The organism is Paenibacillus sp. JJ1683 (assembly GCF_053006485.1).
The window spans coordinates 4,510,527-4,525,877 of sequence record NZ_CM129820.1; the positions used below are offsets into that span (position 1 = coordinate 4,510,527).

The 15,351-nt window shown below is 46.7% G+C and carries 15 protein-coding genes; 5 read left to right on the forward strand and 10 right to left on the reverse strand.

Going from position 1 to position 15,351, the window contains the following annotated elements; all coding sequences use genetic code 11:
* Positions 1–7 precede the first annotated feature (7 nt).
* The 3 genes from ACUC6J_RS19320 to ACUC6J_RS19330 all read right to left on the reverse strand — a co-directional run bounded on the left by ACUC6J_RS19320 (position 8) and on the right by ACUC6J_RS19330 (position 2,969).
* Entirely contained in the window at positions 8–1,384 is a 1,377-nt protein-coding gene (locus tag ACUC6J_RS19320; RefSeq protein ID WP_025365705.1) for a peptide ligase PGM1-related protein, read from the reverse strand.
* A 66-nt stretch (positions 1,385–1,450) separates the two neighbouring features.
* Positions 1,451–2,644 (reverse strand): radical SAM/SPASM domain-containing protein, encoded by a 1,194-nt coding sequence (locus ACUC6J_RS19325; protein ID WP_016818496.1) that lies wholly within the window; start codon positions 2,642–2,644, stop codon positions 1,451–1,453.
* 46 nt (positions 2,645–2,690) lie between these two features.
* On the reverse strand, positions 2,691–2,969 hold the full coding sequence (locus ACUC6J_RS19330) for an acyl carrier protein (RefSeq protein WP_193191151.1): 279 nt from the start codon (positions 2,967–2,969) through the stop codon (positions 2,691–2,693).
* Positions 2,970–3,333: 364 nt separating this feature from the next.
* Between ACUC6J_RS19330 and ACUC6J_RS19335 the strand changes: the two genes are divergently transcribed.
* The 3 genes from ACUC6J_RS19335 to nagA are packed head-to-tail and all read left to right on the forward strand — an operon-like array spanning position 3,334 to position 6,154.
* Complete coding sequence (locus ACUC6J_RS19335) at positions 3,334–4,200, forward strand: MurR/RpiR family transcriptional regulator (RefSeq protein ID WP_090890348.1); 867 nt, start codon at positions 3,334–3,336, stop codon at positions 4,198–4,200.
* 2 nt (positions 4,201–4,202) lie between these two features.
* Positions 4,203–4,931: a glucosamine-6-phosphate deaminase gene (gene nagB / locus ACUC6J_RS19340; RefSeq protein ID WP_016818493.1), complete on the forward strand. Its 729-nt coding sequence runs from the start codon at positions 4,203–4,205 to the stop codon at positions 4,929–4,931.
* On the forward strand, positions 4,928–6,154 hold the full coding sequence (nagA, locus tag ACUC6J_RS19345; protein ID WP_447249300.1) for an N-acetylglucosamine-6-phosphate deacetylase: 1,227 nt from the start codon (positions 4,928–4,930) through the stop codon (positions 6,152–6,154). Before nagB ends, nagA begins: the two co-directional genes overlap by 4 nt.
* Before the next feature lie 94 nt (positions 6,155–6,248).
* On the opposite strand, the gene ACUC6J_RS19350 is transcribed toward nagA, so the two are convergent.
* The gene (locus ACUC6J_RS19350) at positions 6,249–7,229 is read right to left on the reverse strand and encodes a YhcN/YlaJ family sporulation lipoprotein (RefSeq protein ID WP_447249301.1); all 981 of its coding nucleotides are present in this window, start codon (positions 7,227–7,229) and stop codon (positions 6,249–6,251) included.
* Positions 7,230–7,423: 194 nt separating this feature from the next.
* Here ACUC6J_RS19350 and ACUC6J_RS19355 point away from each other — a divergent pair, with 194 nt between their 5' ends.
* Positions 7,424–9,004 (forward strand): esterase/lipase family protein, encoded by a 1,581-nt coding sequence (locus tag ACUC6J_RS19355; RefSeq protein WP_447249302.1) that lies wholly within the window; start codon positions 7,424–7,426, stop codon positions 9,002–9,004.
* Positions 9,005–9,126: 122 nt separating this feature from the next.
* On the opposite strand, the gene ACUC6J_RS19360 is transcribed toward ACUC6J_RS19355, so the two are convergent.
* Together ACUC6J_RS19360 and ACUC6J_RS19365 are read right to left on the reverse strand one after the other, a co-directional pair.
* Positions 9,127–9,792, reverse strand: coding sequence for a hypothetical protein (locus tag ACUC6J_RS19360; RefSeq protein ID WP_016818489.1), 666 nt, complete (start codon positions 9,790–9,792; stop codon positions 9,127–9,129).
* Between the two features lie 70 nt (positions 9,793–9,862).
* Positions 9,863–10,090, reverse strand: coding sequence for a helix-turn-helix domain-containing protein (locus ACUC6J_RS19365; RefSeq protein WP_080561191.1), 228 nt, complete (start codon positions 10,088–10,090; stop codon positions 9,863–9,865).
* Between the two features lie 486 nt (positions 10,091–10,576).
* Here ACUC6J_RS19365 and ACUC6J_RS19370 point away from each other — a divergent pair, with 486 nt between their 5' ends.
* Positions 10,577–10,780, forward strand: coding sequence for a hypothetical protein (locus ACUC6J_RS19370; protein WP_016818486.1), 204 nt, complete (start codon positions 10,577–10,579; stop codon positions 10,778–10,780).
* Positions 10,781–10,854: 74 nt separating this feature from the next.
* Here ACUC6J_RS19370 and ACUC6J_RS19375 read toward each other — a convergent pair whose 3' ends face one another.
* The 4 genes from ACUC6J_RS19375 to ACUC6J_RS19390 are packed head-to-tail and all read right to left on the reverse strand — an operon-like array spanning position 10,855 to position 15,081.
* Positions 10,855–11,793: a DUF4340 domain-containing protein gene (locus ACUC6J_RS19375; protein ID WP_016818485.1), complete on the reverse strand. Its 939-nt coding sequence runs from the start codon at positions 11,791–11,793 to the stop codon at positions 10,855–10,857.
* On the reverse strand, positions 11,790–13,181 hold the full coding sequence (locus ACUC6J_RS19380; protein WP_447249303.1) for a GldG family protein: 1,392 nt from the start codon (positions 13,179–13,181) through the stop codon (positions 11,790–11,792). The genes ACUC6J_RS19375 and ACUC6J_RS19380 overlap by 4 nt, the downstream gene beginning before the upstream one ends.
* Before the next feature lie 5 nt (positions 13,182–13,186).
* Entirely contained in the window at positions 13,187–13,909 is a 723-nt protein-coding gene (locus ACUC6J_RS19385; RefSeq protein ID WP_016818483.1) for an ABC transporter permease, read from the reverse strand.
* Positions 13,906–15,081: an ABC transporter ATP-binding protein gene (locus tag ACUC6J_RS19390; protein ID WP_447249304.1), complete on the reverse strand. Its 1,176-nt coding sequence runs from the start codon at positions 15,079–15,081 to the stop codon at positions 13,906–13,908. Before ACUC6J_RS19390 ends, ACUC6J_RS19385 begins: the two co-directional genes overlap by 4 nt.
* Positions 15,082–15,351 lie beyond the last annotated feature (270 nt).

The window sequence follows — 15,351 nt, forward strand, 5'->3', positions numbered from 1 at the left end:
TCCTAATTTATGAGCATCCTAATCCAGCAATGATACCTTCCAATTTGTGCGCATAAGCATCAGCTTCCTGCCAGCTGTCTGCCAAAATAAGTGTAAAAATCCGGTTCACATAGCCCCGCTTCACAGGAATACCAGACAAAGTGCCCGCCGTATAAACAAACACCCCTTCAGGTCGCTCGGGTGTATATAGCAGGCCTTCCTCCGCCAGCAACCCGCACAAACGGCTGTAGGTGAGAGGTGTAGTGGTCACGTTGCGATAATAACGGGACAAGGTCTTATGCTGTTCTCCCAAGACAGAGGACAGGAACGAGATGTAAGTAGACAGGGTAAATCTGCCGTTAATCTCGATCACTGGAACCAGCAAACCATCTTCGTCAACAAAACCGTCAATGGAGGCCATTCCCGTATACCCGATGGAATAGAGATACGTTCCCAACTGATAAGCGCATCGTCTCACTTCTTCCTCCAGCGTTTCGCCAATATCAGCGGGAACCTGGGACCCGATATAGACTGTGCCGTCTACGTTTTGCCTTTTTAGTGAAAACATCGTCACCCCACCGCCCTCGTCAATGCAGAGCTGGTAGTTCAGATCCATTTGCTTATTGTGCCAGCGCTCCACCAGCCAGCCGCCAGAAGACGATGACGAGCCGCCGAAGCGTCTCATCACACTCAGCAGTGTATCCAGCTTGGACAGCTCGTCCAGCATATACATGCCTTGTCCCGAGGCACCGTGCGGCTGCTTAATAATCAGCTTCACGGGCTCGTCCGATAAGCCAGCCAATCTCTCACATTCTCTGCGAATTGCCGCTTCATCTGCACACACAGCGCCTTCGCTGACAGCAAAACCAAGCTTTTGTGCGGTCAGACGGCTAAATATTTTATCATTCACCTGGGCGCACACCGCAGATGGAGCGCCGATCAGCTCCAGCCCGCAACGCTCCGCAATCGCTTCCTCCTGCGGTGTGACCGCATAGGGTACGAGCCATGCTTTGGTACCACCGCTGCTATGGCCTGCATCCGCAACCGCGCGTAATCGTGCCAAAAGCGCGTCATCCGCCAGTACCAGCTCTGAAATCGGCGTTAGCGGATCAGAGGGCTCTGGTACCTCAATACGCGGCAGGGTGAAGCCTAACCGCTGAAGCATGTCCAGAAATGCCTCATCCGGCTGTTCACGGAGTACAATGACATCCTGACTTCGGCATAGCAGGAGATTCATTTCCTCCATCCGGTTTACAACCTGCTGTTCATCCCGGTCTACCATGCCCCCCTTCCGGGGGGATGGATGCCACACTTGCTCTGCGCCGATATTAAACAGCCAAATCAGGACCCCATGATCCCGTTCATGAGCAAGTGCTTCCACAAGGTTAATCGTTTTAGTCGTCACGTCTTGTCATCATCCCTCTCTCTTCCATCTAGTAGCAAACAATATCCATAGGAGATCCATAGGAAACTAAATGTATTTCAGAGAGCCTGCCCCGTGCAGATACAATACACTGCATTTGGAGCACACCGGCGTCAATCCTTCATGGTTAATCTTTTGACGGGTTTTTTCATACGCATCCGAGTTCCATATTTCCTTCAGACTGTGCTCACGCAAACTTCCAATTGTGAACTCACTGAAAAATTTGCAAGGCATAACCTTTCCGTCTGGTAAAATATCTGTTCTGGAGGTGAGCGCCAAGCAATGATTGGAACAACGGCTGACCATTTCCTCGCCATGTATAAATTTATCAATTTCCTCATAATCCAAGCCGGGCTGATAGCGCACGCGAATGTTCCATACCCGCTCATTGATCCGCTGTAATTCCTGCATCAGAGGGTCAATGTTAGCCGGGTTGATTTTATATTTGAAAGCATGCCAGCTACTAATATTTTTTTCTTCAAGTTGTCGGAGCCAGGAGAAATTACGTGTAAAATATTCATCCATTTTAAAGGAGGTTTCTTTGGAAATGTACCAGGGGAACGTCAGCAGCACCAGATCCAGCCTCTTGTCCTCCAACATTTGCAGAAATTCGTACATCCGTCCGATCATGTTATCGTTAATGACCGCATGGACAGTTACCCGTCCCTTGTACAATCCCTGATCGCGAAGTTCAATCAGCTTATCCATCTGCCGCATTGTTTTTTGAAAGGTGCCTTTACCGCGTATTAAATCGTGTTCTCTTTCAAAACCTTCAATCGCTATTAACAATTCCAGATTTTCAGACAAGTCCAAAATCCGGTCCAAATATTTATCAATGAGTAGTCCATTTGTACAAAAGGTCATTTCACGCCGATCTTCCGCCAGCACGTCCAAAATTTCATCAAAGCGCCGGTGAAACATCGGTTCACCACCCCACATGTACAGTCGGGACTTAACTTCCTTCGTTTCGCTCAAAATCTGCCGGAGCATGTCCGGGGCAAGATCCATATTCTGTTCTTCTTTATCCATCTGGTGATGATAGCCTTCCTCGTTCCATTCAAAGCAGTGCGTGCATCTTAAGTTGCAACGGTTGGTCAGCTTAATACCGATCGTCTGGGGCATGTCCGTTTTGAAAGCAGGGTCCTGTGTTGCGTTACGATAAGACACGGAAGCGTTTTTCAGGTTACGCTTGATGAGCTTGAAAGCCTTCTCATCAATCAGCACATTGCTTTTGGGCTGCATGCTAACACCTCGTTTAATGGATTTTCAGGCAAAGTCTACTCTACGTTCAGACTGTCTCCATACCTTCCGGGTGCGGCACTTGCTCCGCATCGCTCATTTCTTGAATGTAACTGCAAAACGCATCTACTGAACGGAGATGTTCCAACTCAAAGGAATCAAAATCAATCTCCACATCAAATGCATCCTCCACTTGCAGCATGAAATGAACCAATTGCAACGAATCTAGTCCTGCATCATGAATAATGTCCGAATGTCCATCCAGCTTAGCGACCAATTCAGGATCTTCCTTGACCGCGCTGATCATTTCAATCACTCGGCTTTGCATAGCAAACTCCTCCTTGTGAATGAGATACTACTCTTCCGTCCAACGATGCCGTCTAAAAAGCTCCTAGAAAATTTCCTTGCTTGGAACTATATTCAATTATACTCCTCCATTGAAGAGACAAGTCAATAGGTTGTTTTGTAAGTAAAAGTCGCAAGATGTAAATTAATGTATGATTACTTCTACAAATTTTTCTGCATTCATTATTCATTTTATAGAAGCTACACTTGAAAGCGATCAGCCTCTCTCCTCTTGTATGAAAAGCGTAATTATTTTACAATATACACGAAAATATTTTTCTTTATTTTATCGAATTAAACGATACTTTTTTTCATAAAAGCATTATATAGCTAAAGGAGCACAGCCCATGTCCCCCATTCTTCATACATTATCCCATCGACTGGAGCAGTTGCCCGTACAAGAGCGTAAGCTGGCGGAATCTATCCTGCAAGCCCCGGAAAATGTGCTGCACCTGGGTATTCGGGAACTGTCAAAGCGTTGTGGTGTGAGTGCCGCAACCGTTACACGGTTTTGTAAATCACTCCATTTTAAAGGGTATCCCGATTTCAAAATGAAGCTGGCCGCTGAGTTGTCCCATTCGAACCTTACAGGTGAAGAATCCTATCAGGACATTGTGGCTGGAAATTCACTTTCACGCATCGTGCAAGCTATTCAGGCAAACCATACGGCCTCCATCGCGGACACGACCCGGCTGCTAGATTTCGACAAGCTGGAGCAGGCCATTGCATGGCTGTCAGCCACAAGCCGTATTGATCTCTACGGGATGGCGACATCCTCGATTGTGGCGCAGGATTTTTACCAGAAGCTGATCCGTATTGGCAAGAATAGCACTGCCTTCGCGGATTCTCACATGCAGATCACCTCTGCCTCCTCGCTCGGAGCGGAGGATGTAGCCTTTGCCGTCTCTTATTCAGGAGAAACCCAAGAGACGATTGCGGCTCTCCGCTGTGCAAAGGAACAAGGTGCCAAAACATTATCCCTGACCTCCTTCGGAAATAATACGCTGGCAAGCCTTGCGGATATTGCGCTATTTTCCTCTTCATTGGAGGAAGGAATGCGACGTGGAGACATGGCCTCCCGCATCGCCCAGCTTCATATTATAGATATCCTGTTTACAGGTATGGTGAGCGCTAATTTTGACAAATATATTCCGAGATTGGAAGGTTCATATCAACAAGTGAGTAAGCTCAAAAAACAACCAGGGGGTCACTAAAGATGAACATTCGCATTTTGAACAGCCGTGAAGACCTGAACGCTACTGCTGCCACTGTGATCGCCAGCTTGCTGCTGTCCAAACCACAAGCTATGCTGGGCTTGGCCACCGGTAGTACGCCGATAGGCATTTACCGACATCTTGCAGATATGTACCGCAAGGGACAGGTGAGCTTTGCACACGCCTATTCCGTCAATCTTGATGAATACGTTGGCCTTGCCCCAGAACATCCGCAGAGCTATCGCAGCTTTATGAATGAGCACTTGTTTCAGCATATCGACATTCCCATATCTCATACACGCGTCCCTAACGGGGATGCACTAGATCTCACAGCAGAATGTGCAGCACACGAGCAGGCCATTCTGGATCATGGACCTGTGGATCTCCAATTGCTTGGCATTGGTCATAACGGTCATATCGGCTTTAACGAACCCGGTCACAGCTTGACCGGAGCCACCCATGTTGTAGATTTGAAAGAAAGAACGCGCTCAGCGAACGCCCGATTTTTTGGTGATATAGATGCAGTCCCCAGACAAGCAGTGACGATGGGAGTTGGCACCATTCTGAAGGCGAAGCAAATTATGCTGGTGGCCTTTGGCGCAGAGAAGGCCGACATTATAAGGCAGGCTTTAACTGGCCCCGTCACAACGGAGTGTCCGGCTTCCCTGCTGCAATGTCACCCCGATGTGCTTATTTTATTGGATCAGGAAGCAGGAGGATGGTTCAAATGAAGTCAGATGAAATAAACGGTAACATACCGCAGCTATTGTATGGTCAAGTCGTCGTTGGGAATGACATCATCGACAACGGAGTTGTCATCATTGAGGGGCAATCCATCGTATACGTTGGATCTGAGGAGGATTTGCCCGTGGATTGGACCTCAGTGGTCTTGGGCAATCCAGAAGAAGGTGCCACAAAAGCGGTGAATATTGTTTGTCTGGAAGGGGGTTACCTGCTACCAGGCTTTATCGATATTCATGTTCACGGCGGCAACGGTGAGGACTTTATGGACTCAGATTCGAGGGTGCTGGATGCCATCACCTCCTTTCATAGTTCACAAGGAACGACGGCTATGCTGGCTACCACGATGACCGCGCCCAAGGAACGAATTGACCGGGTATTAAAAGAAGTTCACACATACATGGCACTTCCCATGCCCCATGCTCAGTTGGAGGGGGTGCATCTGGAAGGACCGTTCATTAGTCCGAACTGGGCTGGAGCACAAAACCCGGAACATATCGTGCCTCCGAACCTCGCTTGGGTGGCAGAATGGGAGCAGTGCTATCCGGGCCTTGTTCGCCAGGTCACACTTGCGCCTGAACGAAAAGGCGCCCTTGAGCTCATCGCATGGCTGCGTAGCCACAGCATTACCGCGGCACTCGGTCATACAGATGCTACGTATGAAGAGGTTGAACAGGCAGCATCGGCGGGCCTGAACCATGCAGTCCACACCTTTAATGCCATGACTCCGCTGCATCACCGCAAGCCGGGAGCTGCGGGAGCTGTACTCGCTGATCCGCGCATTGAAGCAGAGATCATCGCAGATGGCATTCATGTGCATCCTGCCGCCATTTCCCTGCTTGCCAAATTAAAGCAGGACCATAATCTCATCCTCATCACCGATGCCATGTCTGCTACTGGACTGGAAGACGGTCATTATACACTCGGCGATTTGCCAGTGATTGTACAGGACGGTGTCGCACGATTGGAGGATGGCGTCACTTTGGCAGGAAGCACCCTGACGATGATTGAGGGCTTCCGCTATCTCGTTCAACATGTAGGCTTGAGTATTCCCGAGGCATCACAAATGGCCAGCCTGAATCCAGCTCGATCCCTGAACATAGCTGATCGGACAGGTTCACTTGAAGCAGGTAAACAAGCAGACGTCTTGTTGCTGGATGCTGACTTAATTCTGCAAGGGATATGGATTAAAGGAGTTCGCAAATCGTTATAGTTATATAATCCCCGCAAAAGAAAGAGCTATTCCATCAGCGTAATTGCCGAGATGGGATAGCTCTTTTTTGGATATTCACATTTAAGGGTTTGAATTAGCGATGATTCATTGGTACGGGCGTATTATTTTGTGGACGTGTTGGTGTATTTTGCATTGGACGGTTTGTATCTGCCGCTGAAGTCGGGAATACACGTTCAATCACATCCACCATTTCATTGCTCAAACCTCTGATCGGATGACCATTTTGTACACTGCGTGTAAAGTCAGAGGTTTGTTTAACAAAGTCCGGGTTAGCCGATACATGCACCTGTTCAATGGAAGGAGCAAATTGCTTAATCTTGTTAGCAATACGACTCTTGACTGCATCACTTGGTTCATATGCAGTTCTTGCTCCCTCGATGGTGTTGTTGCCGTTATCTGTGCGATTGTTGTTGTTCGTCAAGCCACGCAACATACCATACGAGCCTGTACCCATTGTTCCGTACAAACCGTCGTCACGACGTGCAGGTGTTCCAATCCCGGTAACTCCATTATCTGTCATTCCAGGCGTTGTAGTACCTGTAGTACGGTTCCCTCTAGTGCCATTCACGCCATTCACACTCGGTACATTTCCGTTACCCCCAATACTATTAGCACTTGGAGTACCGTCAATGCTTGGAGCATTGACACCCGTTCCGTTGGCTTGGTCTTTCAAGGAAACGGCTACATAGGCATGTCGTTCACCGACCAGCACTGTCGCAGACTTTACATCCGGCATCTCGGATATACGTTTGGACAAATTGCGATCGACTTGCAGATTACGGATTGGGTGTCCGGTTCTGTTGCCATTTTCATTCAGTGACATTCCGTCCATACCATTGGATTTTACCCCATAACGATTTACACCGTCCATACGGTTTACACCGTCTAAACCATAACGATTCACACCATCCATATTAGGCGTGCTTTGCGCATTATAGCGGGTAGCGTTCGTACGGACGTTATGATTTGCAGTCCCACATCCTGTCAAAGCAGCCATGCTGGCAAGTAAAGCAGCAGAAATCGTCAAACTGATGACCTTCTTAGTTCCTGGCATGAACTCATCCTCCATACATATAAAATGTGTGACGAGATTAGCATGCGCCATCAATCTTAGGGATATCCTGACTAAAAAATGACTAAAAAAATAAAATTTTAATGTAAATATGAAATACAATTGATGATTTACCACAAGATGGCATGTATAATAAGTTTGAAATACTTAATTTTACAAAAAGGAGGATTTACAGTTTGAAGAAGCTCACCGTTTTGATGCTCATTTTTTTGTTATCCGTCACTCTTATCCCCGCCGGTGCTTTTGCAGGCTCCACCACACCTGAAGCACCGAAAGCTCCCGCCGGAAGCTGGACAGAAGGCCCAGCACCTAATCGCGTTGATCCTGCCAAGCCTGCATTATTGTTTGTACATGGTTTGAACAGTAGCGCCGAAGTGTGGACCAAGAATAATAACGATATGCTTCAGAAAGCCCGTGACGCTGGATACCAGACGGCCAGCATTAATCTGTACGATGCGAATGGCACATCCCAGGATATGTGGGACAATGGCAAGCTTCTAGCCGACAAAATCAAAGTCATTAGTAATCATTTTGGAAAAAAACTCATCATCATCGCCCACAGCAAAGGTGGAGTGGATACTCAAACCGCTCTCGTGTATAACGGAGCAGCTCCTTATGTACAACGTGTCATCACCCTCAGCAGTCCCCATCATGGCTCACAACTTGCAGATCTCGCCTACAGCAGCTGGGCCGGATGGCTGGCAGATATCGTCGGCTCACAAAATCCCGGCACCTCTACTTTACAAACATCTTATATGAAGTATTTCCGAACTAAAACCGATGCACTCAGCAACGCGACGACAATTCCGTTCTTCACGTTTGCTGGTGATAACTGGTCTGGTGGCACTGCTTCCTACATACTGGGTGGACTTTATCTCTCATCCTTCGGCAAAAATGATGGAGTGGTCACAGTCGACAATGCTAAAATTCCCGGCGGACGTGTAGTTAAAGTCGGTTCCTGGGATCATGCCAAGGTTCGTACCGGTTCTTACGTCTTCTCCCTGATCCTACCTTACCTCCAAGCGAACACTCCAGCATTGAATCAGGAAACTGAGGCATTTTCAGCAGCATCTTCCCTGACCGCTTCTGCTGTACAATCCACCTATAACGAGATCGATAATTCATATTTTATTCGAGGCGGCGATTATAATGGAAAAGCCTCCGAAACCCTTACGGTTGAAAATGGTGTCCAATCCATTGATCTGGACTGGATCAGTGATAAACGTGTAAGCCAGCTTGAGCTGACCAAACCTGACGGTACTAGCGAATTGCTTCAAGTGAAAGCAGGTCGTGATGAAGAAATCTTTGCTGGTGCCTGGCATCATAGTGCAGTAGTTACCAATCCCCAACCAGGCATCTATAAGTTGAACGCCGTTATTCCTGATCATGGTGCGTATCTCCTGATTGCACGCTATCATGCCGTTCAAGTCCCTGAGCTTAAATACAATCTAAATGCAGTGGGTCCAAGGCTAAACCTGAAGTCCCAGGATTCCCCGGCCAGCGTCACACAAGTCACTTACCAAGTTCAATACTATGGTGATCCGCAACAAGGAATCACTACAGCGTCCAAAGGTCTGACGTTGCAGCAAAAAACCGTTAACCCTACTGGGCAAATTGAGCTTTCTAAAGCGGACAAGCCGGGCATCTATTCCGTAACGTATGAAATTAACGGTACCACAGCAGCAGGATATCCTTACCGCCGCACAGCAGTTCAATCCATCTATATTGATGCTGACGGTAACAAGTATGTTGACTAAATAAAACTACAATTTAATAAGCCTGCAAACACCTATGATAGTATGGGCGTTCGCAGGCTTATTTATCATTCCAAACATCTTTAATAGAGATAATACGATGTAATCTATGCATTGTGTTCTGTTCAATCCGTTGTCTGATTCTTCAGTTTATTTAGCCAATAGTAGCGATGTAGCTCCATAATAAAATGAAAAAGAACAAATGCAAGCATGGAATAAACACACATCAATACTGTAGCAACGAATTGTTGTGTAGCAAAACCAAGGGAAAGATTGGCTATCAAATAACCAGCCCCGGTAAATGTGATCATTGTTACTACAGCTTCTCGCTTGTGTTTTTTCTTCACTTTGGGTTCTTTCTTATAAGTTGAAGGATCTTTGAATTTCGTCAGATGATATTTTATATAGCAGTATAAAGCGATTCCATAAGCGGCAAAAGAACTTATAAAATACCATGGGGTATCCAGACCCAACATACCATAAGCAAACTTTTGTGTCATGATCATGAAGCCAATAGAGCATACCAAACCAAATACACCACGGAATAAAACATAATTTAATTGCAATTTGCTTGGCATGATGACCAGTACAAGAGCCCAAATATTAATCACAACAATCGGTGGCATCAGCACATAAACATAGACTGCAATGTAGGGGTTTCCCATTAAGGGAATAGTTAAAAACAGATCTAACAGCAATAAAACAAGAATGATAACATTGGAACGAATACGGTTAACTGGATACAACTTCATATTTTTTTCAAATAAAGCCCTGCTATCACTCATAAACATACAAGCCCTCCGTCACATAAGTTAAACCTACCGATAAGGATAGACAAGACTATATCCAATGTCCACTTTTCTAGATCTCTGTCTTCAGCTCTTGCCGCAATTCTTCAATAAAATCAACCATGATACTTTGAACAGCATCTTCACGGGACATACGTATATATCGACTCGTCCTCTGAATGTCTTCCTCGAACAAATAAAGTATCCTGCTCATGGCCTCCTGATCCCCACGTTGTGCTAATTTGAGCCATTGGACGAACTCAGCATCCGAAATAACTCTTTGAGCATTTTCTTTTTCCATTTATTCACCGCCTGTTGGGATAGCTTTAACTCTTTTGCAATCTGCGCTTCGGTTTTATCTAGTATGTAAAGGTCAAAGATGATCATTTTTCCGATCTCAGAAGATAGAGAGTTGATAAGCTGTAGTGTGTACATATTAGAGTTTACAGATTCTGCAAAAGATGGGGCGCTGACAGTTTCGTTCTTTTCCATTACAAATTCATGATTGGTTTGTACCCGAGCACGATACTGGATTCTCCAAGCAATGCGGTACAACTTCTTACGGTATTGTTCGACCAATGTTAGCTGAGATTTATCCAATATAAATCACCCTTTCTCTTTGGATTTGACTTTTTCTAAATCCTCATATTATAGGGTAATTTGCAATCCTGTTTTACAACCAAAACAGAACATTTGTTCTTATTTATTATACTATTTTTACAATCAGTTGTATATGGTTCTTTTAATTTACCTTCCTTTATATATGGCTAAAAAGGAGGGAAATACATTGCAGATGGATGATGCTCTTTCTCTGGTTACCAACGTAGGCTTTCCGGCTGGGCTTTGTTTTATTTTATTGCGGCACATCCTGCACACGATGGAAGAAAAGTTGGATAAGCTGGATCTCTCACTTCATGAGCTGATTCAGGTCATCCAAGATTTAAATGTCAATAACAGCCCTTCTTCCAAAAGCAGCAAGCCTGATGAATAACGCACACAAAAAAGCTCCACGCGGCGATTATTCGCCGTTGGAGCCTCTTTGTTCAGCTATTATAAATGTAATGATTATTGGCTAGCCTTAGCCTGGTCATGACCATTCTGTTCAGCATGGTTCACGCCAGATGCTGACAGGCCATAAGCCCAGTTGCTTTGTGGCGGTACAACCCACACGGTATCTGGATCATCTTTAAGTGTCCAGCCCTGATAAACCAGCTCGGGATCATCCTTTCCCAACGATATGCTCAGCGTAAAGCGGTGAACAGGCTTGTTCAGCTCGGAGGCTTTGCGCAAAGCCTGATTGCTGGCCAGGTTTTTGATTTGCTGTGAGAGGGAAGTCGCCGTGTCACCCGCTACCGACTTTCCGTTTAGCGTCCAAGATGCGGAAGCACTATCTCCAGTTCCACTGTTACCGGAGGATCGGAGCATCCATGAGGCATTCTGGCCTTCCCACTCTATCCCGCTCAGCTTGGTATCATCCCAATCAAACGGCGTTGTGTCTGTAAAATCATCAGCATCCAGCAGCAAACCCGAAAGTGTATCTATAGGTACGGAAGCTATCTCTTTTTGGTCTGATAGTACATAAACAGCGTCTCCAGAAGGCAGCGTATCACCGAAGGCAAAGGTGCGAACGTCACCATTCTTGGTCTTAATCTCAATCTGGTCATGGGTAGCGCTGATTCCATATTTGGCTACGTCTTTGGGAGATGATTCCACGACATCACCCAACTTTACATTTTGAATCGCGGCTAGCCAATTGTCTAATGTATATTGATTTAACGGGTAAGATCGCGGCTTACTCATGCTCCATTTGCCATCATGTTGATCAAGTTCCACCGACTTGCCGTCCTTTCCGGTGATCGCAAAAGACGTAATATCTCCTTGCGTAAGCTGAACGAGCTGGCGAGCGGCCGGAGCTTGTTCACGAAAGAAGTTTTGGCTCTTGGCATAGATTATACCCGCTCCCAATACGACTAACAGCAGCACTGTGGGTATCCATTTTCTCATGCACTTCTTCGCCTCCACCATAATAAGATTCCGACAACCGCAAACAGCAGCGGCAATCCGACGACAGATATGGCTAATACCGTTTTCGCTTGTGCAGCAGTCAAATAAGCTACCTTAAAATCCTGCTCCTGACGAGGACGAATAGTAAGTCCATCAGAGTGTTCCTGTACATAATTCAGACTATTCAGCACAAAGTCTCGATTCCCTCCTGTGCTAATCTCCGTGTCGCTTAGGAGGGCTGACGTTCCGAGAATAACCGCTTTGGGCTTGCCGTCTTTTCCTTCTACCGCGTAACCGAGATCAAGCGGCCCCTGTGGGTCCTTGTCATCCTTCTGCGTTTCGTTGTTCAACAGTCCCTGAATATTCGTTTCACCATAGCTAGCTGCAGAAGATTTTAGCAATAGCGTCGTCTTCCAATCCTTCTGTTCTCCTGCCTGCAAAGCAATAGATAGTGAAAGAACAGGATACAGATTAGAGGCCGCCAATTTATCGGTGATCGCATGACTGCCAAAGGTGGGAACCGTCCACAGAGGACCAAGCGTATTCGTCTGTTCCTGATCCACCACGATAGCATGAGTATCTTTCACACCATAATCAGCCGCTAATGCGTCAAGGTTTTTCCAGCTAGACCCCATGTTCGGGTTAAATCCTAACGCCATAAAAAGCTTTCCACCGTCATTCAGATACGTACGAATACTCTTCAGTTCCGTCACGCTAATATCCCGTTCGGGTCCGACAATAGCCAATACAGACGCATCTTTGGGCACACTACCCGCTTGATTGAGCTGAACTTCCTCTGCTTTCACATTATCTTGCGCCAGCGAGCTGCTTAATTCGGTCATTTGGGACAAAGGAATTTCCTCATGCCCTGTCAGAAAAACCACTTTCCCTTGGCGGGTAGACGATAATGCCAGCAGTCCACTGGTCAGCTTTTCCTCCCCTGTAAATTGGTATGCTCCTTCACTACTCCCCTGAGCCTGCGTAAATAGACTCCCAATATCTATAACCCGCTTCTTCTCTCCTTGCACCAACACGATGGATGCTGCTGTAATCCCATATTGCTTGGCCAGTATCGGTTCCTGATTCAAATCATATTGCTCGACCTTGAGCTTGTTGTTACGCTTGGCATACTCATTCAGCATATCCGTAACATCCCGGTTCAGCTTCTGATTCTGCGAAGTGGAGACAGTAAAGGCAATCAATCGTACGTTTTCCTTCACACCCTGAATGGTCGTTAACGTCTGATCAGACAGCGTATACTGCTTGCCTGCCGTCAGATCCAGTTGAAAGCCTCCCAGCGAACGCAGAAATAGCGTCAATAAAATAAAAATCCCTACAGCAGCAATCGATAGTACCATACTATTGGTATGACCCAGCCATTTTTTCATATTCATTACCTCCACCGTTTCCGTTCAACCACTTGGATACTAAATAGCAAAAAGAGCGCCGCCACCGTCACGTAGTACATCACATCGGCTCCATTCAGCAATCCTTTGGTGAAACTGTCAAACCGTGCGGTTAGTGAAAAAGGTTCCAGCCACTGCTGCAGCGCCGCAGATGCGCCCGTTTGTCCACCAAACGAATCCAGCATCCAGAACACGAGCAAGAGAATAAAACTGACGACCGCGGACATCATCTGATGCTGTGAAAGCGTCGATGCGAATAAGCCGATCGCCATCATGGCTGCGCCAAGCATAAACAGGCCGATCACGGATGTAAATACGAGCGTCCAATCCAGCGACCCATAAAAGGACATCACGACCGGATACGCCAGACTGCACAGCACCAGTATGAGCAACATGCCTAGCGATGCCAAAAATTTACCTATCATGATTTCCGTTACACTTACAGGTGAGGTAAGCAGGAGCTCATCTGTACCCTGCCTGAATTCCTCTGCAACCAGCCGCATCGTAAGTAGTGGCACAACAAACACCAGCATGGACAATGTGTCACCGAGTACCAGCCGATAGTCCAAAATACTAGGCTGATACATCACAAAGTTCGTGTAAAATAGTAACCCCGTCAGCAACATGTACACCGCAAGCGCAAAATACGTCGTTGGGGTCCATAGATAGGCTTGCAGCTCCTTTTGACAAACTGCGAACAAACGCCTCATGACTGTTTACCTCCTGTATCCTTGTCTTCATCGACCTTGTTATCGCTGGCCAAGGCTTCTCCATGATCCACCGTGTTGACCGTTGCTTCATTCTTAGAGGTATGTAGAACATGAACCGCTGGATCGCTGCCCCCACCTTCTTCCGTCTCGCGGGTCGTTAACTGCTGGAAGATGTTTTCCAAGCTTATGTTTTCTTTTTTCATTTCCAAAATCGGAAGCTTCGCATCCGACAGCACAAAAAACAGTTCTTCGCGAAAATCCTCATCAGAAGCTCCTGTAAGCAACAATCCAGTCAAATCCTGCTCTGTGACAGTCAGCTTCGTATTCGCTGAAGGCAGAGTAGGCGCCAAAGATTCAACTTGTACTTTTCCCCAAGCTCGTAGGACATCCATTACCTGCTCACGCTTGCCTTTGACCTCCACCTTCACCTTGAATCCGTCTTCCATCGAACCGCCGAGCGCGTCAGGACGCCCGTCCATGACCAGTTTGCCTTCGTGGATGATCAGAACCCGATTGCACAAAGCATCCACCTCAGGCAAAATATGCGTGCTGAGCAATACCGTATGATTTTCACCAATCTCCTGAATGAGCTGACGAATCTCCAAAATCTGATTGGGGTCCAAACCCGAGGTCGGTTCATCCAGCACCAGTAAATCCGGGTTATGAATAATCGCACCTGCCAGTCCTAAGCGCTGTTTGTACCCTTTGGACAAGCTGCGGACCAATTGTTTTTCACGTCCATTCAGTCCCAGTCGGGAAATCATCTCCGAAATACGCAGCTTCTGCTCTCTCGCAGGCACGTCCCGAATACTAGCTACAAACTTTAAGTAGGATCTTACAGACATATCCCCATACAAAGGAGGCGTCTCCGGCAGATAACCAATTTTGGAACGAGCCTGTCTGCCTTTATCCTGAATCGGGATACCGTCGATCGTAATTACTCCCTCGTTTGGCTGAAGATACCCTGTAATCATACGCATTGTCGTCGTTTTACCCGCACCATTTGGCCCCAGGAAACCAACAATTTCACCGCGCTGCATTTCAAAATCCAATTTATGTACGCCCCGGTTGCCCTCATACCACTTGCTCACCTGTTGTACTTTGAGCACATGTTTCACCCTTTCATTGTTCGTGATCTTCCCTATGCTGCTCTCCCACCTAAAATGTTGCATGAGTAGCGGAGCGGTCTCCTCCCTGCTGCTCCCCTCCCCCAAATGTTGCATGGGAGTTGGGTAGCAGCGAAGCGGAGGGTTTGAAGCTGGAGAAGCGCCAGCGATCGGAAGCTCAAAGCCTTCGCGAAGCGGTCTCCTCGCACTTCATGCTACACTTTTAAATTCTAATGATAATCCCCCACATATAGCTTCAGCTTAACGTCACTTAAATAGAAGCTTAAAATAATGTGTCTAAAATGTGAACATGGAAATACACACCTGCCCTCGTCA